The sequence below is a fragment of the Streptomyces zaomyceticus genome, from assembly GCF_014656215.1.
Taxonomy (GTDB): domain Bacteria; phylum Actinomycetota; class Actinomycetes; order Streptomycetales; family Streptomycetaceae; genus Streptomyces; species Streptomyces zaomyceticus.
Window position 1 is genome coordinate 138,472 of record NZ_BNBZ01000005.1, and the last position, 21,696, is coordinate 160,167.

Below are 21,696 nucleotides of genomic sequence, written 5' to 3' on the forward strand. Positions count from 1 at the left end.
TGAGTCTCGCGAGGAAACCATCACATAATGGATGCATGGGTGACAATTCAGGCGATCGTCAGTGGACTTTCCTGACGAATCACGCCCGAGTGCTGGTGGTGATCGCCCGGGATCCCGGTGTCCGCCTGCGTGATGTCGCCACCGCGTGTGTGGTGACCGAGCGGACGGTGCAGGCCATCGTGGCCGATCTGGAAGCCGCCGGTTATCTCACGCACGCGCGCGAAGGGCGGCGCAATCGCTACCACCTGGCCTCGGGCATGCGCTTCCGGCATCCACTGGAAGGCGACCACGAGATCACCGGCCTGCTCGACCTCTTCATGGCCGCACCCGGCGACGGTGGCTCCGTGTCCCGCGCCGCGGCGAACGACGGCGTGGGCGCGTCGTGACACCCTGCCGCCGGCGCGCGCGTCAGCCGTCGAGGAACTCGGCGCACCGGTAGGGGCCCAGCTCGGGGCCCTCCGGCTGCCGCAGGACGACCTCGACGTCGTCGGCCCTGACCTTCGGGTCGAGCACGGACTGGGCGCGGGCCAGCGTGCACACCAGCTGCCCCGTGCCCTGGTCGCGGCCCGTCGCGGCGTAGGGGTCCTCCAGGCGCACCGTGACCCGTGTGCCCCGGCCCGTCACCGTGTAGCCGCCGAGCTCGACGAGGTTGGTGAGGCCGTCGCGCCGCTCCGCGGGCGGCGGGCCGGCGGCGAGCAGCTTCACGACCGCGGCGAGGCTCTCGACCTTCCTGTCGAGCACCGGCACACCCCGCAGTCCGCTGTCGGACGCGAAGTACAGCCGGGCCCCGCGCGTCAGCCCGGTCGCCGGTTCACCCGCGCCTATCACCCCCGTCGGCTGCACGCCGCACCCGACCAGGACGATCCCGAGAACGGACGCCGGTGCGCACCTCCGTACCCTCACCGTGTCTCCTCTCCCGTACGCCGAAGCGGCAGCCGCAGGGTGAACACCGCTCCGCCCTCCGGCCCCTCGCCGACCTCGATGGTGCCGCCGTGCAGCCGCGCGTTCTCCAGCGCGATCGCCGTGCCGAGGCCGCTGCCCTGCCCCTCGGTGTCGGCCGCGCTCCTCGTACGTGCCGCGTCCGCCTTGTAGAAGCGGTCGAAGACCCGCTCCCGGGCCTCCGGCGGCAGCCCGGGGCCGTGGTCGGCGACCTCCACCGTCACCCACGTCCCGTCCGCCGCGACAGCCGTACCGAGGGTCACGACGACGGGCGGGGCTCCGTGGCGCAGCGCGTTGCCGACCAGGTTCGCGACGATCACATCGACGCGACGGCGGTCGACCTCGGCCCGTACGCCCTCGTCGAGCCGGGTCTCCACCCGGTCCGCCCAGCCGCGCAGCGCCAGGGACGCCCGTACCGCTTCGGCCAGGTCCGTCTCCGCCGGATTCAGCCGTACCGCGTTCGCGTCGAAGCGGGAGATCTCCATCAGGTCCTCGACGAGCCGGGAGAGCCGGGCCGTCTCCGCGCCCACCGTGCGCGCCGCCCGCGCGGCGTCGGGCGGCAGCTGGTCGGCGTCCTCCTCCAGGACCGTCGCGACCATCGTCATCGCCGCGAGCGGGGTGCGCAGTTCGTGCGACACGTCCGCCACGAAGCGCCTGGCCTTCGCCTCCTGCTCGCGCAGGCGTGCGTCGGAGGCCTGCAGGGCGTCCGCCGTCTCGTTGAACGTCCGTGCCAGATCGGCGAGTTCGTCGTGCCCCCGCACCGCGACCCGGCTGCCGAGATCACCGGCCGCGAGCCCGCGAGTGGCCCGCCCCAGCTTCCGTACGGGGCGCAGGACCGTCCCGGCGGCGAGCAGCGCCAGGACGGCGGCCAGCACCACCACCGGTACGACGCCCGCCCGAACCGAGTCCAACAGCGCTGCCGTGTCGTCGCGTTCGGCCCGAAGGTCGGTGATGACGAAGACCTCGAGACCGGAGGAGCGGCGGTCCCCGTCCGCGTACGTCACCGGCATGCCGACCACCAGATACGGCTCGCCCCGCCACATCACCCGCTGGAACCGGGCCCCGTCCCCGGCCCGAACGGCGGCCCGCAGCTCGGCGGTGATCCGGGCCTCCGTGTCGGCGAGCGAGTCGGAGACCGCCACCAGATCCTGGTGGCGGGCGACCACGATCCTGGCGCCGAGGCCGTCCGACACCTTCGCCGCGAAGCGCGAGAGCGAGCGCTGGTCGGGCGGCAGGTCGAAGTCGGCGGCGACCGCGGTGACCCGTGTCCGTACGTCGTTCACCGCGGCGTCCTGGGTGCGCCGGAGGACCGCGGTGCGCGCGTCCCGGTAGGCGAGCGCGGTCGCGGTCACCGCGCTGATGAGCGCGACGACGACGAACGTCACGACCAGCCGGGTCCGCAGCCCGCCGACGAGCCGCCGCGAGCGCCGTCCGGGGACGGCGCCCCGCCCGGCCGTGCCGGTGGCGTCGGCGCGGGACGCCTCCCGGGCGTCCGTCCCCGCACGTGAGGAGTCGGTTCCCTCGTGCCCGGCGCCCTTCCCGCCGCTCACAGCGGTCCGAAGCGGTAGCCGAAGCCCCGCACCGTCTGCACGTACCGCGGTCTCGCCGGTACGTCCTCCAGCTTGGCCCGCAGCCGGCCGACCGCCGCGTCCACCAGCCGGGAGTCTCCCAGGAAGGTGTGGTCCCAGACGGACTCGAGGAGCTGCTCGCGGCTGAGGACCCGGCCGGGGGAGGCCGACAGTTCGAGCAGCAGCCTCAGCTCGGTGGGCGGCAGCGGGATCGTGACGCCCTGCTTGGTGACGGTGAGCCCGGCCCGGTCGATCACCAGCCCCGCGAGATCCGCCTCGGCCGACCGTGCCTGCCCGGACGGTTCGGCGCGTCGCAGCGCGGCCCGGATCCGCGCCTCCAGGACGGGCGCGGTCACCGGCTTGACGACGTAGTCGTCGGCGCCCGCCTCCAGGCCCGTCACGATGTCGTGGTCGTCCCCGCGCGCCGTCAGCATGATGACCGGCAGGACGGCCGTCCGGGCACGGATGCGGCGGCACACCTCGAAGCCGTCCATCCCCGGCAGCATCAGGTCGAGGACGGCCAGCTCGACCTTCCCGCCGGCCGGGCCGTCGAGCAGGGCGAGCGCCTCCTCGCCGGTGGCCGCCGTGTCGACGTCGTACCCGTGCCGGCGCAGCACGAGCTCCATTCCGTCCCGTACGGACGCGTCGTCCTCGATCAGCAGTACATGCGGCATGCGGTCGATTATGGGTGCCGCGCGGACCGCCCCACCGCCCCGAGGCGGGGGCGATGCCCAGGTCGGGGGGCATTGTTACCTTCCCATCATGTCGCCATGGAGTCGTCATCACGTGGCCCGGCGAGGGTCGTCGTCATGAGCCCCGAGACAACCTCCCGTATCCCCGCCCGGCTTCGCCTGACCGCGCTCGCCGTGCTCCCCGTCCTCGCCTTCACCGTGGCGTGCGGCGGCGGTGACGACAGCGCCTCCGGCGCACCGAGGAACGACGACATCGCAACGGTGCCGGAGACCGCCACGGCCTCGCCGACCGCGAAGGGCGACGGCACTCCGAGCACCCGGCCCGCCGGGAAGAGCGCCTTCTACGACGCCCAGCTGGCCTACGTCCGGTGCATGCGCGTCAAGGGCGGCTACAAGGACTACCCCGACCCGAAGCTCAGCGGCCACCTCGACTGGGGGAAGGTCGAGGAGATCTCCTCGCGGCCCGGCCAGATGGAGGCCGCCAAGGGCGGAAAGAACGGCGTCTGTGTCGCCGAGCTCCAGAAGGCCATGCAGGCCGAACCCAAGAGGGACCAGCAGAAGGACTACGAGTCGATGCTCGCGCACGCCAAGTGCATGCGGGACAACGGCGTCTCCCGGTTCACCAACCCCACGATGAGCGGCGGCAACGCCCAGCCGGGCGGCGACCCGAACCCGGCGTCCCCGACCATCGACAGCGGCTCCCCGGCGTACAAGCAGGCCCGCGAGGCCTGCAGGACGAAGCTGCTCGACGGTCTGGACGGCATGCAGTGAGGCGTCGCACCACCTTCCGCGTCCTCGGCGCGATGACGGTCGTCGCCGCCGTCGCCGGGGGAGTCGCGTTCCTCGGTGACGGCGGGGCCCTCGGACTCCTCGGCGAAGGCCGGGGCACGGGCGGCTCCCGTACCTCCGGCGATCTGCCGCCCGCCACCGCGACCGTCGTCCGCACCGACCTCGTGCAGTCCAAGACCGTCGACGGCAGGCTCGACTTCGCGCAGCGCCGGCCCGTCAGGTCCGCCGTCGCGGGCACGGTCACGGTGGCCGCCGCCGAGGGGAGGACCCTGACCCGGGGACAGGCACTGTACGAACTCGACGACAAGCCCGTCACCCTGCTCTACGGGCCGGTCCCGATGTTCCGTGAGATGAGGACCGGCGACCGGGGCACCGACGTGCTCCAACTGGAGCGGAACCTCCGCGACCTGGGCCACGGGGCGGGTCTGTACGTCGACACGCGGTACGACAAGGACACCGAGACCGCCGTCAAGCGGTGGCAGAAGTCCCTCAACCGTGAACCCACCGGCAAGGTCGGCAGAGGACATGTGGTCTTCCAGCCCGGCGAGGTGAAGGTGGTCTCCGTCGACGCCGCCCTCGCCGACCAGGTCGGCCCGGACGAACCCGTCCTGACCATCGCCTCCACCAAGCCCGTCGTCCGGGCACACCTGGACCAGACGGACGGTGCCCTCACCGCCGCGGGCACCAAGGTCGAGATCACCCTGCCCAGCGGGAAGACCGTGGCCGGCCGGGTCGACGGAACCGTACGCCCCGAGGAGACCGGCTCCGGGGACGGCGCCGGCGCACAGGAGGGCATCGTCGTCGAGGTCGTCCTTGACGGCGGCGCGAGCGCGGCGGCCGGGGAGGACACCAAGGCACCGGCCAGTGTGAAGTTCGTCAGCGAGGCCCGCAAGGGGGTCCTCGCGGTCCCCGTCGAGGCGGTCCTCGCCCTGCGCGGCGAGAACGGCGGTTACGGCCTCCAGATCGTCCGGGGCACCACCACGACGACGATACGGGTGGAGACGGGCATGACCGCGGACGGGCAGATCGAGGTCAGCGGCCCGGACGTGCGCGAAGGCCTGAAGGTCGGAGTGGCCGCGTCATGAGCCCGACCCCCGTCGTCGAACTGCGGGACGCCGCCAAGTCGTACCCCGGCGGCGTCCATGCCCTGCGCGGAGTGAACCTCACCGTCGACGAGGGCGAACTGCTCGCCGTCGTCGGCCCCTCCGGCTCCGGCAAATCCACGATGCTCCACGTGATGGGCACCCTCGACAGGCCGACGAGCGGCACCGTCAGGATCGCCGGCCACGAGGTGTCCACGCTCTCCGACTCCCGGCTCTCCGCCCTGCGCGCCCGGCACATCGGCTTCGTGTTCCAGCACTTCCATCTGGCGGCGGGCCGTGACGCCGTCGACAACGTCGCCGACGGGCTGCTGTACGCCGGTGTACCCCGTCGCGAACGCCGGGCGCGGGCGCGGGAAGCGCTCGCCCGGGTCCGGCTCGACCACCGCGGCTCCCACACGCCGAACGAACTGTCCGGCGGCGAGAAGCAGCGTGTGGCCATCGCCCGCGCCCTGGTGGGAGCACCCCGGCTGCTGCTCGCGGACGAGCCGACCGGGGCGCTCGACACCGCCTCCGGCGCGATCGTCATGGAGTTGCTGCACGAGCTGAACGCCTCGGGCACCACCGTCTGCGTCATCACCCACGACAACGGGATCGCGGAGTCGCTGCCGAGACGGGTGCGGTTCAAGGACGGCGTGATCGTCGCGGACGAGCGCGCCGCCCTCCCCGGTGAAGGAGCCTCGCCGTGAAAGACATCGCCGTGAAAGACATCGCCGTGAAAGACACCGCTGTGAAAGACACGGCCGTGGGAGACATCGCTGTGAAGGACACCCTCAAGCCCTCACGCCTCTCCGCCCGGGACGTCCTCGGCCTCGGCGCGGTCGGTCTCCGCGCGCGCCGTGCGCGGGTGGTGCTCTCCGCGCTCGGCATCGCCATCGGCATCGCGACGATGGTCGCGGTCGTCGGCCTGTCCGAATCCAGCCGCGCGGACCTGATGGCCCGGCTCGACCGCCTGGGCACCAACCTCCTCACCGCCGAGGCGGGCAAGGACGCCTCGGGCAAGGACGTCACACTCCCCAGGAACGCGGTCGCGATGGTCGAGCGCATCGGCCCCGTCCGGCACGCCACCGGCACCGGGAACGTCGACGCCCGCATCCGCCGCAGCGACCTGGTCCCCGAGGAGCGCACGGCGGGGGTCACCACCCAGGCGGTCCGCACCGACCTCCTGGTCGCGCTCGGCGGCGAGGTCGACAGGGGAGTCTGGCTCGACCCGGCCGGCGAGAGGCTCCCGGTCACGGTCCTCGGAGCGGTGGCCGCCGACCGGCTGGGTATCACCCGCACCGGGGAGACCATCATGATGAACGACGTCCGGGTGGTCGTCGTCGGCATCCTGAAACCGCTCGAACTCGTCCCGAACCTGGACCGGGTGGCGATGGTCGGATTCCCCGCCGCCGAGCGCCACTTCGGCTTCGACGGCCACCCGACCACCGTCTTCGAGCGGTCCACGGACGCCTCGGTGGAGGACGTACGGGCGATCCTGGCCCGCACGATCAGCCCCGGAAGCGAGGGGGGCGTCAAGGTCTCACGGCCCTCGGACGCGCTGGCCGCCAAGGCGGCCACAGACAAGGGACTGACCACTCTGATGCTGGGTCTGGGAGCGGTGGCCCTCCTGGTCGGCGGTGTCGGCGTCGCCAACACCATGGTCGTCTCCGTCCTGGAGCGCCGTCAGGAGATCGGCCTGCGCCGGTCCCTCGGCGCGACCCGGAACGCGATCAGGCTGCAGTTCCTGACCGAGTCCCTGCTGCTGTCGGCCCTGGGCGGGGCGACGGGGGCCCTGTTGGGCGCGGCGGCGACGTACGGGTTCGCACGGGTGCAGGGCTGGACGGCCGTGGTCCCGCCCTGGTCCCTCGCGGGCGGCCTGGCCGCCACGCTCCTGATCGGCGTGATCGCGGGCCTCTACCCGGCGATCCGCGCCTCCCGCCTCCACCCGACGGTGGCGCTCAACGCGACGTGATCGTCGGCGTGTCGCCGGGCGGGAGGAACCTTCCCGCCTTCTCGGCGAGCACGGCGGCGAAGAAGTCCGCGGCGTCGTCGGGGCGCATCCGGGTGAGGGTGACCATGCCGGTGATCACGGCGTCGACCACTTCCTCCTGCACCTGCTCCCAGCTGTGGGTGCGGCCCTTGCGGGGATTCACCGCCCGGACCCCGAGGACGGCCTGCGCGGCCTCACCGACCTCCTCGGAGAGCTTGAGGACCTGGAGCGTCCACTGCTCCTCCGGAGCGAGACCCCGTTCGGCGTCGAACTCCGTGAAATGCGCGGCGAGCGAACGGACGGTCTCCCACGGGTCGTTGTCGCTCACGAGGTCTCCTCGGGTGTGCCGTCGCGCGGTGGGCCGCAGCGGTCGCGGCGGCCCCGTCATGTGGACGGTAGCCGCCCGCCGGGAGGGGTGGAGGGGGAACCGGCCGGCGTCACCCGCCGCGGCGGATCCGCGCGGCCTGGCGGGCCTCGGCCGTCTTGCGGGCCTCGGCGGCCCGCCGGGACTCGTTCTTGGCGCGGCCGGGGCGGCCCGGGACGGTGCCCATGCCGCGGAAGGCCGCGCCACCGCGCTTGACGCCCTCCTGGCTCTTCGCGGCACCGTCGACGGGAACGCCCGAGGGGGTCCGGGCGCCGGTGATACGGCTCAGCTCGGCCTCGCCCGAGCGGACCTGGGTCACCTGGGGGTGAAGGCCCGCGTCGGCCATGAGGCGGGCCACGTCACGTCGTTCCTCGGAGGTGACGAGGGTGACGACGACGCCGGACTCGCCGGCGCGCGCGGTGCGGCCGCCCCGGTGCAGGTAGTCCTTGGCGTCGGCGGGCGGGTCGACGTTCACGACGAGGTCGAGCTCGTCGACGTGGATGCCGCGCGCCGCCACGTTGGTGGCGACGAGCACCGGGACCTCACCGGTCCTGAAACGGTCCAGGGTGCGGGTCCGCAGGGGCTGGGACTTGCCGCCGTGCAGCGCCGCGGCGCGTACCCCGCTGCCCAGGAGGTGCCGGGTGAAGCGGTCGACGGACGCCTTCGTCGCCAGGAACATGATGACCCGTCCGTCACGGGCGGCGATCTCCGTGGCGGTGGCGAACTTGTCGGCGCCGTGCACCTGGAGCACATGGTGGTCCATGGTGGAGACGGTCGCGGACGACGGGTCGACGGAGTGGACGACGGGGTCCTTGAGGTACCGCTCGACCAGCAGGTCGACGTTGCGGTCGAGCGTGGCCGAGAACAGCATCCGCTGGCCCTCGGGCCGCACCAGGTCGAGCAGCTCGGTGACCTGGGGCATGAAGCCCAGATCGGCCATCTGGTCGGCCTCGTCGAGGACGGTGACGGCCACCCGGTCCAGACGGCAGTCCTTGCGCTCCACGAGGTCCATGAGGCGGCCCGGTGTGGCGATCAGGACCTCGGCCCCGTCGCGCAGCGCCGTCGCCTGCCGGCCGATCGACATACCGCCGACGACGGCCGTCAGACGCAGCTTGAGCGCCTCGGCGAAGGGGGCGAGCGCGTCCGTGACCTGCTGGGCCAGTTCACGGGTGGGGACGAGGACCAGCGCGAGCGGCTTGCGGGCCTCGGCGCGGCGTCCCGCGGTGCGGACGAGCAGGGGCAGGCCGAAGGCGAGGGTCTTGCCGGACCCGGTGCGCCCGCGGCCCAGGACGTCACGGCCCGAGAGGGCGTCGGGCAGGGTCGCGGACTGGATCGGGAAGGGCTCGTCGACGCCGAGGCGGGTGAGCACGCCGAGGACCTCGGCCGGCAGGTCGAGCTCGGCGAAGGTGGCGGCCGGGGGCAGGGCGGGGGTGCCGGTGGACGGCGCCGTGAGCTCGTTCCTCGCCGCGTGGCCGCGTCGCGCCCTGTCCGTGCGGGGGGTGCTGTTTGTACCGTTCGTGCTGTTCATGGGGACCTTCCTCGAAACGGTGCGCTTCGAGGAATTCGCGGTTGGGCCGCGGGCCCAATGAATTACAGGAACGTACCGACGCGATATGCGTGCGGATCCGGCCAGTCCGAGGTTGAAAAGCGGCGTCCGGTCCGTCAATAAGTCTGGAAAGGCTTGAAAAGCCTGGAAAATGCAACGAGCCGGGGCCCTCACCACACGGGTGAGGACCCCAGCTGCGTCGGACGTGTCAACGTCAGGCGGGGAGGATGTTCTCCGCCTGGGGGCCCTTCTGGCCCTGCGTGACGTCGAAGGTCACCTTCTGGCCTTCCTGGAGCTCACGGAAGCCAGAGGTGGCGATGTTGGAGTAGTGGGCGAAGACGTCCGGGCCGCCACCCTCCTGCTCGATGAAGCCGAAGCCCTTTTCGCTGTTGAACCACTTCACGGTGCCGTTAGCCATGTCAAATCTCCTTCGGGGCGTAGCCCTGGAATCCACACTGTGCGGATCCCGGAGTCGCCGTGATGATTGCCCCGTCCGGAAAACTGCACCGAAAACACAGAAAGTGCCTGACGATGTCGAATCGTCAAAGGCACTTGTAAGTTTCTTTGGGAACCACAACTGCAACTGCTGTCGACTGTACCACGTCCCCTGCATGCGTGCACGGAATTGTCGAATTGCGCCGCCGCCCGGCGGCGGAGGCATTTCCGGCCGGGCCCCGGACCCCGGCCCTCGCCCCGTGGGCCGTCAGGACGAAGGTGACCGTGATGAGCAGCGCCCAGGCACCGAACTTCGCGATCGACACCGGTTGCCAGCCGTCGAGTTGGTCCGGGTAGCTCCAGGCGCCGACGTACGTCGCCGCGTTCTCCGCGATCCAGAGGAAGAAGCCGATCAGCACGAACGAGAGGGCCAGCGGCATCCGGTACTCCCGCTCGGCCACCCGGAACCGCACCCAGCTGCCCGCCGTCGCGGCGACGAGCAGCGCCCCCAGGGCCCAGCGGGCGTCGGGCAGCCAGTGGTGGCTGAAGAAGTTCACGTACACGGCGCCGGCGAGGACGGCCGTCACGCGCGGCCGGTAGCCGGTCAGCCGCAGGTCGAACAGACGCCAGGCCCGGCAGACGTAACTCCCGAGCGCCGCGTAGAGGAACCCGCCGTACAGCGGCACCCCGCCGACCTTCGTCAGCGCCTCCTCCGGATAACTCCACGAACCCATCCGCACCTTGACCAACTCGAAGAGCAGGCCGATGGCGTGGCAGCCGGCGATCACCGCCACGTCGCGCCCGGTGTCCCAGCCGACCTTCCAGGAGAGGACGGTGAGACCGATCCCGTACAGCAGGAGGAGGTCGTAGCGGGCGATCGGCAGATCCGGCAGCAGGGTCGAGACCGCGATGCCGCCGACGAGGGCGACGGCGAAGGCGCAGCAGCGTGCCTCGAGCACCGCGAACCGCAGGAGCTGGCGTGTCCCGTGCGTGAACGTCGTCATGGGGGAAGGGACGTCGGACCCGTCGCGGTCGGTTCGCCGGCGCCTCGGGCGGGGGCCGAGGCGCCGGGTGGCGAAGCGGAACGGCGGCGCGCCGCACCCCCGGAGGAGATGCGGCGCGCCGCCGTGCGAGGAGCCGGTGGGGATCAGACCGCCGGAGCCGGGAAGGTCGGGTACTCCACGCCGGAGACGTGCTGGACGACCCGGATGACCTGGCACGAGTAGCCGAACTCGTTGTCGTACCAGAGGTAGAGGATCGCGTTGTCGCCGTCGACCTTGGTCGCGCCGGCGTCGACGATCGACGCGTGACGCGAACCGACGAAGTCCATCGAGACGGCGTCGGGGGCCGTGGTGAAGTCGATCTGGCGCTTCAGCGGCGAGTGCAGCGAGACGTCGCGGAGGTACTCGAGGACCTCGTCGCGGGTGGTCTCGCGGCCCAGGCGCAGGCTCAGGATCGCGATCGAGACGTCCGGGACGGGGACGCGGATGGAGCTGCCCGTGATCGGGGCCTTCAGCTCCGGCAGCGCCTTGGCGACGGCCGAGGCGGCACCGGTCTCGGTGATCACCATGTTGAGCGGCGCGGAACGGCCGCGACGGTCGGCCTTGTGGTAGTTGTCCAGGAGGTTCTGGTCGTTCGTGAACGAGTGGACCGTCTCCACGTGACCGCGCAGCACGCCGTACTCGTCGTCCATCGCCTTGAGCGGCGGCACGATCGCGTTGGTGGTGCAGGAGGCGCAGGACAAAATCTGCTCGTCCGGCTTGATCGTGTCGTGGTTGACGCCGTGCACGATGTTCGGCACGTCACCCTTGCCGGGCGCGGTCAGGACGACCTTGTCGATGCCGGGGCGCAGGTGCTTGGACAGGCCCTCGCGGTCGCGCCACTTGCCGGTGTTGTCGATGAGGATGGCGTTCTCGATGCCGTACGCCGTGTAGTCGACCTCGGAGGGGTCGTTGGCGTAGATCACCTTGATGGTGTTGCCGTTGGCGACGATGGTGCTGTTCGCCTCGTCGACGGTGATCGTGCCCTGGAACTGGCCGTGGATCGAGTCGCGGCGCAGCAGCGACGCACGCTTCACGAGATCCTGCTCGCCACCGCCGCGGACGACGATCGCGCGCAGACGCAGACCGTTGCCCGAACCGGCCTTCTCGATGAGGAGGCGGGCGACGAGGCGGCCGATGCGGCCGAAGCCGTAGAGGACGACGTCACGGCCGTCACGGCGCTCGATCTTGTTCTCACCGGTGGCACCGGCGACGGCCTCGGCGGTGAACGCCTCCACCGTGAGACCGCGGTTGTCGGTCTTGTACTCGGCGGCCAGCATGCCGATGTCGATCTGGGACGGGCCGAGATCGAGGGTGGTGAGCGTCTGCAGGAACGGAAGCGTCTCCGTGACCGACAGTTCCTCGCCGGCGATCTGGCGGGCGAACCGGTGGGTCTTGAGGATGCTGACCACCGACTTGTTCACCAGGGAGCGGCTGTGGACCAGGACGGTGATGTCCTGCTCCCGGTGCAGCTTCCCGATGATCGGGATCATCGACTCCGCGATCTCCTCGCGGTTCTTCCAGCTGGTGAACGAGTCGTCATTGACAGTCACAAGTTTATCTTTCGAGCTAGGCGGCGCTCATATGGTAACCCCCGGCCGGTTCGATCAATCAAGGGGTGCCGAACCGTACGATGGGGCCGTCGGGATCCGCCTCCGCTCGGGCGGGCCGACCTACCTTGATGCGGGGGCATGGTGGTCACGTTCGGGCTGCTCGGATCGCTGGTCGTCCACGACGGGACGGAGCTGCGACCCGTCACCGGGCCGAAGGTCCGCGTCCTCCTCGCCGCGCTGCTGCTCCAGGCGAACCGCCCCGTCTCCAGGGACGCCCTCAAGGCGGCCCTCTGGGGCGCCTCCGTACCCGCCAGCGCCGACGCCGCCCTCGCCAACCACCTCACCCGACTGCGCCGGATCCTCGCCACCCCGGACCACGGGCCCGAGGAACGGCTGCGGACCGTGGCCCCCGGCTACCAGCTGCTCGTCCACGACGGCGAGCTCGACGCCGATGTCTTCGAGGCCCGGGTCCGGGCCGTACGGCACGCGCACCGGCAGGAGGACTGGGAGGAGGTCCGGCGCGAGACCGCCCTCGCCATGCCCCTGTGGCGGGGCACCCCCCTCGCCGATCTGGCCCCCTTCGCCGACACCGAGGGGCCCGCGCTCCGTGTCCACCAGCTCACGGAGGCCCGCCTCCAGACCCTCGAGTGGAGCTTCGACGCCGAACTCCACCTCGGACGGCACCACGAGGCCGTCGCCCCGCTCGGCACCCTCGCGGCGGAGCACCCCCTGCGGGAGGGCTTCCACCGCCGGCTGATGCTCGCCCTGCACCGGTCCGGCCGCCAGGCCGAGGCCTTCTCCGTCTACCGGCGGCTGCGCCGCAGCCTCGTCGACGAGCTCGGCACCGAACCGGGCGCCGCCGTCCAGCAGGCCCACCAGGAGGTACTCGCGGGCGAGGCCGCGCCCCGCCCGCGCGCCCACCCGCCACGTCCCTCCGCGGCCCGGCCGCCCTTCCAGCTGCCCCGCGAGGGGGACGCCTTCACGGGCCGCGCTGCCGAGATCGCGACCGTACGGGCGCTGCTCGGGGGAGCGACGGGGGACGGACCCGACACCGCGCCCCCGGGAACGGGTGCGGGTGCCGGCGCGGACCGGAGTGCCGACGGTACGGATCCGGGCGCCGAAGGCACCGGCACCCCGGCCGCCGGCACCCCGGCCGCCGGCACCCCGGCCGCCGGCACCCCGGCCGCCGGCACCCCGGCCACCGGCGGCAGAGACACCGACACCGACGGCCCCGCGGAGCCCTCCGCCCCCATCAGGCCCGTCGTCATCTCCGGCATGGGCGGCGTCGGCAAGACCGCCCTCGCCGTCCACATCGCCCACCGGGTGCGCGAGGCCTTCCCGGACGGAGCCCTCTACGCCGACCTGCGCGGCTACTGCGTCAACGGCGCGCGCACCGCCCACGAGCTGCTCGCCCGCTTCCTCTCGGACCTCGGCGTCCACCACGACACCCTCCCCGAGGACACCGACGACCGCGCCCTCCTCCTGCGCGCCGCTCTCGCCGAGCGCCGCGTCCTGCTGGTCCTCGACAACGCGCGCAACGCCGCCCATGTGGCACCCCTGCTCCCCGCCGGTGGGCGGAGCGCCGCCCTGATCACCAGCCGGCAGCTGCTCGCCGACCTGCCCGGCGCCGTCAAGGTCCCGCTCGCACCGCTGCCGGAGGCCGAGCAGCACGCGCTGCTCGCCGCGCTCGCCGGGGCCGATCGCGTACGCGACGAGCCGGAGGCACTGGCCGACATCATGGCCGCCTGCGGGGGCCTGCCGCTCGCCCTGCACATCGTCGGCGGCCGGCTGGCCTCCCGCCCCACCTGGCCCCTGGCGCTCCTGGCGAAACGACTCACCCCCCACCAGGGCCGCCTCGAAACCCTCGCCATGGGCACCTTCGACGTCCAGCGGACCTTCGCCATGAGCTACGTGGCCATGCGCGACAGCGACGAGCCCCTGGAACGCGAAGGCGCCCGGGCCTTCCGTCTGCTCGGCCGGGTCTGGTCGGGCCACCAGGTCACCCCGCAGTCCACCGCCGCGCTCCTCGACGTCACCGAGACCCGTGCCGCGGCCGTCCTCGACGTACTGGCCGACGCCCACCTCGTACTCAACCCCGAGCCCGACCGGTACGTGCTCCACGACCTCCTCGGCGAGTACGCCTGGCAGCGGGGCGAGGAGGAGGACACGGAGGCGGAGCGCACCGCGGCCGCCCTGCGGCTGCTCTCCTGGTACGTCACCGCTCTCGCGGCCGCGTCGCTCGCCGCCACCCGCGAGACACAGTCCCCGCCCGCGTTGGAACGGGAGACCGGGGAACCCCTGTCGATCCCCGAGTTCGCCGACGACGACGAGGCGATCCGCTGGACCACCGGAGAACTCCCGGCCATCCGGGAGGCCCTCACCCGCGCCGGGGAGCTGGGCCGCTCCGACATGGCGTGGCGGCTCGCCGTGGGGCTCTTCGGGTACGCCGGAACACACTGGTGGACAGCCGAGTGGGACGCCTGCCTCGGCCAGGCGATGGACATCGCCCGAGCCCACGACGACACCCTCGGCCAGGCATGGCTGCACCGGCGGACCGCCGTCGCCCACGGCATGGCCTTCCGCAACGAGGCCTGCCTCGAACACCTCCGCATCGCCCTGGACCTCTTCACGGCCCGCGGCGACGTACTCGCCCGCGCCTCGATCCTCGGCAACATGTCGGCCCTCTACTCCCAGATCGAGGACGCCGAGCAGGCGCTGGTGTACGCCGAACTCTCCCGCGACCTGTACCGGGAGGCGGGCAACTCCCGGGGCGAGGCGCTCGTGCTCAGCAGGATCGCGGACGCCCGGCAACTGCTCGGGGACTTCGAGCAGGCCGCGGCGGACCGTCTGCGGGTGGTCGAGCTGCTGAGGGCGGACGGCCACTGGGTGTTCCTCGCCACGAGCCTCACCAAGTACGGCGACATCCTCCGCGATCTCGGCCGCCGCGACGAGTCCTTCGCGGCCCTCAGGGAGGCGCTCGGCATCCGGCACCGGATGGAGGACGTCGGGGGGACGGCCGACTGCCTGGTCTTCACGGCCCGCGCCCACCACCACTTCGGCGAGTGGGACGCGGCCCGCGCGACCTGGGAGTCCTGCCTGGACCTGGCCCGCGACCACAACCTGACCATGCGGATCGACGAGAGCCTGGAAGGCCTGGCCGCCCTTCCCGATCCCGACCCGCCACGGTCCGGCGGGTCCTGCCCGGGCGCCGCCTTCGACAAGGCCTAGCCCGTCCCCTCCGGCGCTCGCCCGACCCGGGGCGCCTAGCTCCGGAGGAGACGACCTAGGCGGACCGCCCGGCGGCCAGACGTTCTTCCAGCGCCGCCCGGCGTGCGGGCCATTCCGAGGAGACGAACGAGAACATCGCGGTGTCGCGGAGGCCGTCCTCGCCGGGGGCCCAGGAACGGGACCAGTTCCGCAGGACTCCCTCGAAGGTCGCGCCCGCGCCCGCGATCGCCGCCCGGGAACGGGCGTTGCGGGCATCCGTCTTGAGGTCCACCCGGGCCGCGCCCCAGTGCTCGAAGGCGTGCCGGAGCAGCAGGTACTTGGCCTCCCTGTTGATCCCCGTGCCCTGGGCGGAGGCCGCGAGCCAGGTGTAGCCGATCTCGACCGCGCACAGGCCCTCGCCGGACGGCCACGGACGCGGGTCCAGGAAGGAGGTGTGGCCCACCGTGCGGCCGGTCGCCACGCTCACCTGCGCGTAGGGGGCGAGCACCCCGGCGGCGGAGGCGGCGAGCCTCTCCTCGACATACGCGTCGACCTCCTCGCGCCTCGGCACGGGGGTGAACGCATAGGTGTCCCGGTTCTCCTCCGCCGCCTCCGCCAGCCCGGCCGCGTGGTGCCGCCCCAGCGGCTCCAGGCGCACGAGCGCGCCCTCCAGGACCGGTCCCTCAAGGGTGAAACCCATCGTCGTGCACTCCATGGATGTCGAGCTCGTCAAAGATCGTCCGATCGGGGTGCAGGCTCGCAGAGTCGCCGCGCAGCGGCACGTCAATTTCGCGGGACGGCCTTCGCGGGACGGTCACGGGAGGGCGAGGGCCCTGAAGACGTCCCTGACCCGGGCCAGCGGGCCGGGGTCGCGGGTGAGCCGGAGGCGGTTGGTCAGCAGGACCGCCCAGCGGCCCCGGGACGGCGACACCCAGAGGCCCGTGCCGGTGAAGCCGAAGTGCGCCCAGATGTCGTCCGCAGGCTCCGTGCCCGGCGCCGGATGCCAGAACAGGCCCCGCGGCGGCACGAGTTCGCCGGTGTGGACGCGGAGCGAGGCGGCCGTCCACCCGGCGGAGAAGGTCCCCGGCACCGGGGACAGGAGATGGCGCAGGAAGCGGCCGATGTCGGCCGAGGTCGTGAACACCCCCGCGATCCCGCACGCGCCACCGAGGAGCCGTGCCGAGAAGTCGTGGACGACGCCCTGGAGAGGGGCGCCGCTCTCCTCGTCGTACTCGGTGGGCGCGCACCGCTCCCTGACCGCTTCGCGCAGCGGGCCGTACCGGGTCTCCGTCATCGCGAGCGGGGTCCAGACCCGCTCCTCGGCGAGCCGGGGGAGTGGCCTCCGGGTCAGATGCTCGGCGAGGTAGCCGAGGATCAGCGCCGCCCGGTCGGTGTACGCGACGGCCTCCCCGGGCCGGTGTCGCAGGGGTTCGGCGAGGACACCGTCCCGGACGTCCTGCGGGTCGGAGCCGTACAGGTGCCGAAGGTTGGCGCGGAGCGGCATGCCCGCGGTGTGGGTGAGGAGGTGGTGCGCCGTCACGTCGGAGAGCGGCCGGCCCGCCGCCTCCGACCAGTAGTCGCCGAGCGGGGCGGCCAGGTCGAGCTTCCCCGCGTCGACGAGGGTGCCGATCACCGCCCAGACGGCGAGGATCTTGGTGAGGCTGGCGACGTCGAAGAGCGTGCCGGGCCGCATCGGTTCCCCGGGCCGCGTCGGGTCGAGGAGGCCGACGGACCCCTCGGTCAGGGTCGTACCGGCGTCACCCACGGCCCAGACCATGCCGGGGCAGACGCCCGCGCGCACGGCGTCGCCGAGGAGTCGCTCGAAGGGATCGCTGCGCTCTGCCAAGGCGTGCCTCCGACGGGGTTGAGGGCGGCCCTGGCCTGGTGGGCCGTGCTCCGGAGTCATGCCCCGGCCGTACGGGAAGACACCCTTCCGGGCCTCCGTCTCCCGTCGGCCGTCCGCGCGTCACCCGCCGTCGGTGTCCCCGTCGACCGGCTTGCAGGTGACCTCGTCGCGCGGGGTGTAGTGGGTCTTGAAGGTCTCGCGCTTCACCTCGGTGCCGCCGTCCTTGAACACCCGGTCCACCGAGATGTCGAAGCCCTCGAGGGGAGGCTGCGGCACACAGGCCTTGCCGGTGCCCTCGCGCTTGGTGGGCTCCTTCAGGTTGGTCCGCTCTCCGGCGACCGCCTCCACGGAGTCGTACTTCTTCGTCCCGAGGAAGCTCACGGTCACGGAGGAGTCCGTCGCGCCCGCCTTGATGTAGATCGGCTTTCCGGTGTCGTTGCGGAACTTCAGGTCGAGCGAGCCCCAGGCGACGGTCGCCTCCCGGCCGGCCGGGTAGCGCTCGATGTAGAAGGAGTGGGCGCCGTACTCGACGGGCTTCACCCCGGCGAAGAACATGGCGTTGAAGACGGTGGTGGCCATGGCCGACACACCACCGCCGGGCGCCGAGCGGTACTGGCCGTCGAGGATCATCGTGCCGTCGACGAAGCCGTTGTCCGGGGTGCGCTCACCGACGGTCCTGTTGAAGCTCCACACCTCGCCCGGCTGCACGATCGAACCGTTGATCAGCTCGGCGGCCCGGCCGATGTTCGTCGTCCGGTACGGCGCGGCCGGGAAGTTCACGGTGAAGGTCGACATCTGCTCGGTGATGCCGAGCCGGGCCAGTGAGGCGGAGCTCAGCTCGGGCTCGGTGACCGTCGTGGCCACCGGAGCGGTCCGCGCCGCCGAGCCGGACTTGGCCAGCAGCGGGGTCACGGCGTCGCCGAGGGCCTTCGCGGTCACCTCGTGCCCCTGCCGGCCCTCCTCCTCCACGACGACCTTGCCGTCCCGAACCCCGAGGGTCGCCTCGACGGGCGCGCCCGACAGCGAGGCGATCGGCCGCGCCACGTCCGGGTCGCGGAGCAGGGCCTCCGCGTCGAGCGCGGCGGTGAGCCGGCCGTTCTCGGTCTTCACGGTGAGGTGGTCGCCGAGCGTGGCGGCGGAGATCCGCACCCGCTGGTCGCCGGTCGTGAGCGTCACCGGGCCGGAGACGGCGGGCGTCGCGTACGTGTCGAGGAAGCGGTTCACCTCGGCGGCGGGCAGCTTCGGCTCGGTCACCGCGACGGGCAGGGTGACGGCCGCGGCCCCGGTGGCGGGGTAGGCGGCGCGCAGGGTCTCGACGGCCTTCCCGGTGTCCAGCTTCTGGCCGGTCACGGGCTGCGTCGCGACGGCCCTGCCCTCGCGGAAGGCGACGGACCCCTCGCGCACCGCGCGGTCGTTCTTCTCGGCGAGCCCGGCCACGGTCGCCTTCGCCTTGACGGAGTCGTACGCGAGGACCGGCCGGATCTCCCGCTCGCCCGAGGAGAAGAGCCGCCCGATGACGGTGAAGGGGTCACGGGAGGGATCGGCGGCCTCGTCGACGGTCTTCGCCAGGTCCACGGTCATACCGGCGGCGGCCGGCTCCACCTTCGCGGAGTGGTCGCCGACCCGCACGGGTATCGGCGCGCTCCACGCGGCCGGAGCCTCGGCCGCCAGCTTGGCCTGCGCCTCCGCGCGGCTCATGCCGCCGATGTCCACACCGCCGACACGGGTGCCGGCGGATATGTCGTCGCCGGTGGCCACGAGCCCCGCCACGTACAGGCCGCCCGCGGCGACGGCGACCACGCCCGTCGCGACAGCCGCCGTGCGAAGACGGGGTCGGCGCCCCTCGTGGGGCGTCGGGGCATGGTCGGTCCTGGAGCGGGGCACACGCTCTCCCGTGGCGTCGAGGATGGGGGGAACCACTCGACGGTACGCCGAAAGAGTGTCTTATGCACATAAGGGTGGTTTGACCTGCGGAGATACGGAGGGGAGCGGAGTCTGTACGGAGTGTTCCCGGGCGTCCCCGGATCCCGGCCCGGGCGTCCCCGGACCGGGGCTGAGCCTCCGCGGAGGAACCGCAGGGGCTGGGCCTCCGCGGAAGAACCGGGAAGCGGCCCGCCGCGGCGCCCGTCACGACCTCCCGGCGAGGTTCCGCCCCTGGCCGGCGCCCCGCCCTCACCGCTCCGCCTAAGCTGGACCGGTGCCTGACTCGCCCCCGAGCCCCGGGCCCCGGTCCGTCGACCGGGCCCTCGCCGTCCTCGACGCCGTCGCCGACGCCGACCGGCCCGTCGGGGCCAAGGCGCTCGCACGGCGGCTCGGCTGCGCCCTCTCGACCGTGTACCACCTCACCGGGCCCCTCCTTGAGCGCGGCTACCTCGTTCGCACCGCCGAGGGATACGCCCCCGGCCCCCGCGTCCCGGCCCTGTACCGCTCCCACCAGCGGCACCACGGGCTGGGAGCCGGGACCGGCGCGCTTCTCGGCCGGCTGCGCCGGGCCACGGGCGCGGAGGCGTACCACACCGCCTACCGCGACGGTCTGATCACCGTCGTCGACACCACCGCCCCGGTCACCGACACCGCCCATCCCTTCGCTCCGGGCCCCGAGGAGCGCGCGCACGCGACCGCCCACGGCAAGGCGCTGCTCGCCGCGCTGCCCCGTCCGCTGCGCCGCCGGTATCTGGCGGAGCACGGAATGGCCCGCTTCACCGAGCGGACGATCACCGGCACCGAGCGCTTCGAGGCCGAGATCGAGCGGGTGCGCGGCCAGGGCTTCGCCGTGTCGGTGGGCGAGGCCGACCTCGCGTACACCTGCCTCGCCGTCGCCCTGCCCGAGCGCGGCGACGGCATCGTGCACGCCCTCTCCGTCTCGCTGCCGACCGCCGACTTCGGGCGGCGCCAGGGCGAGATCCGGGCCGCGCTCACCCGTGCCGTACCCGAGTTTCCGGCCCTGCCGGAATCCTGACCGGACCGGCTGGCCGCGGCGGGCGTCGCGCGGCAGCCTGGACGCATGATCTTCATCGCCGTACGGTTCACCGCCCGCCCCGACCACGCCGACCGCTGGCTCGACCTGGTCGCCGACTTCACCCGCGCCACCCGCGAGGAGCCCGGCAACCTCTTCTTCGACTGGTCCCGCAGTGTCGACGACCCGAACGTCTTCGTCCTCCTGGAGGCCTTCGCCGACGCCGAGGCGGGCGCCGCCCATGTCGCCTCCGCGCACTTCTCGGCCGGTCTCGCGGCCATGGCCGGAGCCATCGCCACCACCCCCGAGATCATCAACGTCGAGGTTCCGCAGCAGGGCTGGGGCGCCATGGCCGAGCTCGCCCCGACCGGCGCCTGAGCCGCCCCCGGAGCCCCGCGCCCGCGCCGGACCCCGCCCGTCGAAGCCCCGCGCCCGGGCCCGCCCCGGCCCGTCGGAGCCCCGCGTCCCGGCCGTCCCCGGCACCCCCGGGCGCGCGCCGTCCCGCCTGATAGGTTCGCGTGCACACGCAGGCGGGGCGGCGGCCCGAGGGGAGAAGCGGCACATGGCGGTGAGCGGGCGGCAGACCGGCAGGCCCACCCTTGAGGAGGTCGCGGCCAGGGCCGGAGTCGGCCGCGGCACGGTCTCCCGGGTCATCAACGGCTCCCCCCGGGTGAGCGAACAGGCCAAGGCCGCCGTCGAGCGGGCCGTCGCCGAACTCGGATACGTCCCCAACCGGGCCGCCCGAGCCCTGGCCGGCAGCCGGACCGACGCCGTCGCCCTGGTCATCCCCGAGACCGAGGCCCGGCTCTTCGCCGAGCCGTACTTCCTCGACATCATCCGTGGCGTCAGCAGCGAACTCGCCGACGCCGACAAGCAGTTGCTGCTCACCCTGATCCGCAGCGAACAGGAGCGGCAGCGCTTCGAGCAGTACCTCGCCGCGCAGCGCGTCGACGGCGTCCTCCTCGTCTCCGTGCACGGCTCCGACCCGTTGCCCGACCAGGTCCGCGCCCTCGGACTGCCCGCGGTCCTCAACGGCCGCCGCACCGAGGACGAGCGGGTCGCCTTCGTCGACTCCGACAACACGGGCGCCGGCCGGACCGCCGTCGCCCATCTCGCCGCGCGCGGTCGGCGCGCCATCGCCACCATCACCGGACCGCTCGACATGTACGTGGCCCGCTGCCGCCTCGACGGCTATCACGAGGGCCTGTCGGAGGCCGGACTCGCCCCCGACGAACTGCTCGTCGCGAACGGTGACTTCACCGAGGACGGCGGGCGGCGCGCCATGCGGGAACTCCTGGACCGCAGACCGGACCTGGACGCCGTCTTCGCCGCCTCCGACGTCATGGCCGCGGGCGCCCGGGGCGTCCTGCGCGAGGCGGGCCGCCGGGTCCCCGAGGACGTGGCCCTCGTCGGCGTCGACGACTCGGCCGTCGCCCGGCACATGGACCCGCCGCTGACGAGCGTCCGCCAGCCCATCGAGGAGATGGGCCGCACGATGGCCCGGCTGCTCCTCCAGGAGATCGCCGCACCCAGCGAGCCGGACGAGCAGCCCCGCCGGATGCTTCCCACCGAACTCGTGGTCCGCGCCTCCTCCTGACACCCGGCCACCCGGCGCGGCCGACACCCGGCGACCCGGTCGCGCCGGAAGCCGGCCGGCCCGACCGTCGCGGACACCGGGCCGGGCCGCGG

Annotated in this window: 20 protein-coding genes; 9 read left to right on the plus strand and 11 right to left on the minus strand. The window is 72.9% G+C overall.

The window, feature by feature from the left end; translation table 11 throughout:
• The first annotated feature begins 35 nt into the window (after positions 1–35).
• Positions 36–386 (plus strand): helix-turn-helix transcriptional regulator, encoded by a 351-nt coding sequence (locus tag IE311_RS09500; RefSeq protein WP_189831146.1) that lies wholly within the window; start codon positions 36–38, stop codon positions 384–386.
• A 22-nt stretch (positions 387–408) separates the two neighbouring features.
• Here IE311_RS09500 and IE311_RS09505 read toward each other — a convergent pair whose 3' ends face one another.
• From IE311_RS09505 to IE311_RS09515, 3 genes are all read right to left on the minus strand, one after another.
• Complete coding sequence (locus IE311_RS09505; protein ID WP_189831147.1) at positions 409–903, minus strand: GerMN domain-containing protein; 495 nt, start codon at positions 901–903, stop codon at positions 409–411.
• Entirely contained in the window at positions 900–2,342 is a 1,443-nt protein-coding gene (locus tag IE311_RS09510; RefSeq protein WP_189831286.1) for a sensor histidine kinase, read from the minus strand. The genes IE311_RS09505 and IE311_RS09510 overlap by 4 nt, the downstream gene beginning before the upstream one ends.
• Before the next feature lie 143 nt (positions 2,343–2,485).
• Positions 2,486–3,181: a response regulator transcription factor gene (locus tag IE311_RS09515; protein WP_189831148.1), complete on the minus strand. Its 696-nt coding sequence runs from the start codon at positions 3,179–3,181 to the stop codon at positions 2,486–2,488.
• A gap of 135 nt (positions 3,182–3,316) precedes the next feature.
• Between IE311_RS09515 and IE311_RS09520 the strand changes: the two genes are divergently transcribed.
• From IE311_RS09520 to IE311_RS09535, 4 genes are all read left to right on the plus strand, one after another.
• The gene (locus IE311_RS09520; protein ID WP_189831149.1) at positions 3,317–3,970 is read left to right on the plus strand and encodes a hypothetical protein; all 654 of its coding nucleotides are present in this window, start codon (positions 3,317–3,319) and stop codon (positions 3,968–3,970) included.
• Between the two features lie 32 nt (positions 3,971–4,002).
• A complete protein-coding gene (locus IE311_RS09525; protein WP_189831287.1) occupies positions 4,003–5,073 on the plus strand; it encodes a peptidoglycan-binding protein in 1,071 nt (356 codons plus the stop codon).
• Entirely contained in the window at positions 5,070–5,777 is a 708-nt protein-coding gene (locus tag IE311_RS09530) for an ABC transporter ATP-binding protein (protein ID WP_189831150.1), read from the plus strand. The genes IE311_RS09525 and IE311_RS09530 overlap by 4 nt, the downstream gene beginning before the upstream one ends.
• A 71-nt stretch (positions 5,778–5,848) precedes the next feature.
• Positions 5,849–7,042 carry an ABC transporter permease gene (locus IE311_RS09535; RefSeq protein WP_189831288.1) on the plus strand — a complete coding sequence of 398 codons (1,194 nt, stop codon included), beginning with the start codon at positions 5,849–5,851 and terminating at the stop codon, positions 7,040–7,042.
• Here the strand turns inward: IE311_RS09535 and IE311_RS09540 are convergent.
• The 5 genes from IE311_RS09540 to IE311_RS09560 all read right to left on the minus strand — a co-directional run bounded on the left by IE311_RS09540 (position 7,029) and on the right by IE311_RS09560 (position 11,998).
• Positions 7,029–7,388, minus strand: a complete 360-nt coding sequence (locus tag IE311_RS09540; protein ID WP_189831151.1) for a MazG-like family protein — start codon at positions 7,386–7,388, stop codon at positions 7,029–7,031. The two genes, IE311_RS09535 and IE311_RS09540, sit on opposite strands and share 14 nt — an antisense overlap.
• Positions 7,389–7,497: 109 nt before the next feature.
• On the minus strand, positions 7,498–8,952 hold the full coding sequence (locus IE311_RS09545; protein WP_189831152.1) for a DEAD/DEAH box helicase: 1,455 nt from the start codon (positions 8,950–8,952) through the stop codon (positions 7,498–7,500).
• A gap of 232 nt (positions 8,953–9,184) precedes the next feature.
• Positions 9,185–9,388, minus strand: a complete 204-nt coding sequence (locus IE311_RS09550) for a cold-shock protein (protein WP_015031667.1) — start codon at positions 9,386–9,388, stop codon at positions 9,185–9,187.
• 124 nt (positions 9,389–9,512) lie between these two features.
• Positions 9,513–10,409: a DUF817 domain-containing protein gene (locus IE311_RS09555; protein WP_229901815.1), complete on the minus strand. Its 897-nt coding sequence runs from the start codon at positions 10,407–10,409 to the stop codon at positions 9,513–9,515.
• Positions 10,410–10,552: 143 nt separating this feature from the next.
• Positions 10,553–11,998, minus strand: a complete 1,446-nt coding sequence (locus IE311_RS09560) for a glyceraldehyde-3-phosphate dehydrogenase (RefSeq protein ID WP_189831153.1) — start codon at positions 11,996–11,998, stop codon at positions 10,553–10,555.
• A 138-nt stretch (positions 11,999–12,136) separates the two neighbouring features.
• Here IE311_RS09560 and IE311_RS09565 point away from each other — a divergent pair, with 138 nt between their 5' ends.
• Entirely contained in the window at positions 12,137–15,226 is a 3,090-nt protein-coding gene (locus IE311_RS09565; protein WP_189831154.1) for an AfsR/SARP family transcriptional regulator, read from the plus strand.
• Between the two features lie 55 nt (positions 15,227–15,281).
• On the opposite strand, the gene IE311_RS09570 is transcribed toward IE311_RS09565, so the two are convergent.
• The 3 genes from IE311_RS09570 to IE311_RS09580 form a co-directional block, all read right to left on the minus strand.
• Positions 15,282–15,905 (minus strand): GNAT family N-acetyltransferase, encoded by a 624-nt coding sequence (locus tag IE311_RS09570; protein ID WP_189831155.1) that lies wholly within the window; start codon positions 15,903–15,905, stop codon positions 15,282–15,284.
• 114 nt (positions 15,906–16,019) lie between these two features.
• Positions 16,020–17,051, minus strand: a complete 1,032-nt coding sequence (locus IE311_RS09575; protein WP_229901816.1) for a serine hydrolase domain-containing protein — start codon at positions 17,049–17,051, stop codon at positions 16,020–16,022.
• A 120-nt stretch (positions 17,052–17,171) separates the two neighbouring features.
• On the minus strand, positions 17,172–18,935 hold the full coding sequence (locus tag IE311_RS09580; RefSeq protein WP_189831157.1) for a VanW family protein: 1,764 nt from the start codon (positions 18,933–18,935) through the stop codon (positions 17,172–17,174).
• 313 nt (positions 18,936–19,248) lie between these two features.
• Between IE311_RS09580 and IE311_RS09585 the strand changes: the two genes are divergently transcribed.
• The 3 genes from IE311_RS09585 to IE311_RS09595 all read left to right on the plus strand — a co-directional run bounded on the left by IE311_RS09585 (position 19,249) and on the right by IE311_RS09595 (position 21,604).
• A complete protein-coding gene (locus tag IE311_RS09585; RefSeq protein ID WP_189831158.1) occupies positions 19,249–20,010 on the plus strand; it encodes an IclR family transcriptional regulator in 762 nt (253 codons plus the stop codon).
• A 45-nt stretch (positions 20,011–20,055) separates the two neighbouring features.
• Complete coding sequence (locus IE311_RS09590; protein WP_189831159.1) at positions 20,056–20,385, plus strand: putative quinol monooxygenase; 330 nt, start codon at positions 20,056–20,058, stop codon at positions 20,383–20,385.
• 184 nt (positions 20,386–20,569) lie between these two features.
• Complete coding sequence (locus tag IE311_RS09595) at positions 20,570–21,604, plus strand: LacI family DNA-binding transcriptional regulator (RefSeq protein WP_189831160.1); 1,035 nt, start codon at positions 20,570–20,572, stop codon at positions 21,602–21,604.
• Positions 21,605–21,696: the final 92 nt, after the last annotated feature.

Coding starts and splice junctions, on each gene's coding strand:
- IE311_RS09550 (WP_015031667.1), bottom strand. CDS start 9,388: ATGGCTAACGGCACCGTGAAGTGGTTCAACAGCGAAAAGGGCTTCGGC.
- IE311_RS09590 (WP_189831159.1), top strand. CDS start 20,056: ATGATCTTCATCGCCGTACGGTTCACCGCCCGCCCCGACCACGCCGAC.
- IE311_RS09570 (WP_189831155.1), bottom strand. CDS start 15,905: ATGGGTTTCACCCTTGAGGGACCGGTCCTGGAGGGCGCGCTCGTGCGC.
- IE311_RS09530 (WP_189831150.1), top strand. CDS start 5,070: ATGAGCCCGACCCCCGTCGTCGAACTGCGGGACGCCGCCAAGTCGTAC.
- IE311_RS09565 (WP_189831154.1), top strand. CDS start 12,137: ATGGTGGTCACGTTCGGGCTGCTCGGATCGCTGGTCGTCCACGACGGG.
- IE311_RS09515 (WP_189831148.1), bottom strand. CDS start 3,181: ATGCCGCATGTACTGCTGATCGAGGACGACGCGTCCGTACGGGACGGA.
- IE311_RS09525 (WP_189831287.1), top strand. CDS start 4,003: ATGACGGTCGTCGCCGCCGTCGCCGGGGGAGTCGCGTTCCTCGGTGAC.
- IE311_RS09555 (WP_229901815.1), bottom strand. CDS start 10,409: ATGACGACGTTCACGCACGGGACACGCCAGCTCCTGCGGTTCGCGGTG.
- IE311_RS09545 (WP_189831152.1), bottom strand. CDS start 8,952: ATGAACAGCACGAACGGTACAAACAGCACCCCCCGCACGGACAGGGCG.
- IE311_RS09500 (WP_189831146.1), top strand. CDS start 36: ATGGGTGACAATTCAGGCGATCGTCAGTGGACTTTCCTGACGAATCAC.
- IE311_RS09520 (WP_189831149.1), top strand. CDS start 3,317: ATGAGCCCCGAGACAACCTCCCGTATCCCCGCCCGGCTTCGCCTGACC.
- IE311_RS09595 (WP_189831160.1), top strand. CDS start 20,570: ATGGCGGTGAGCGGGCGGCAGACCGGCAGGCCCACCCTTGAGGAGGTC.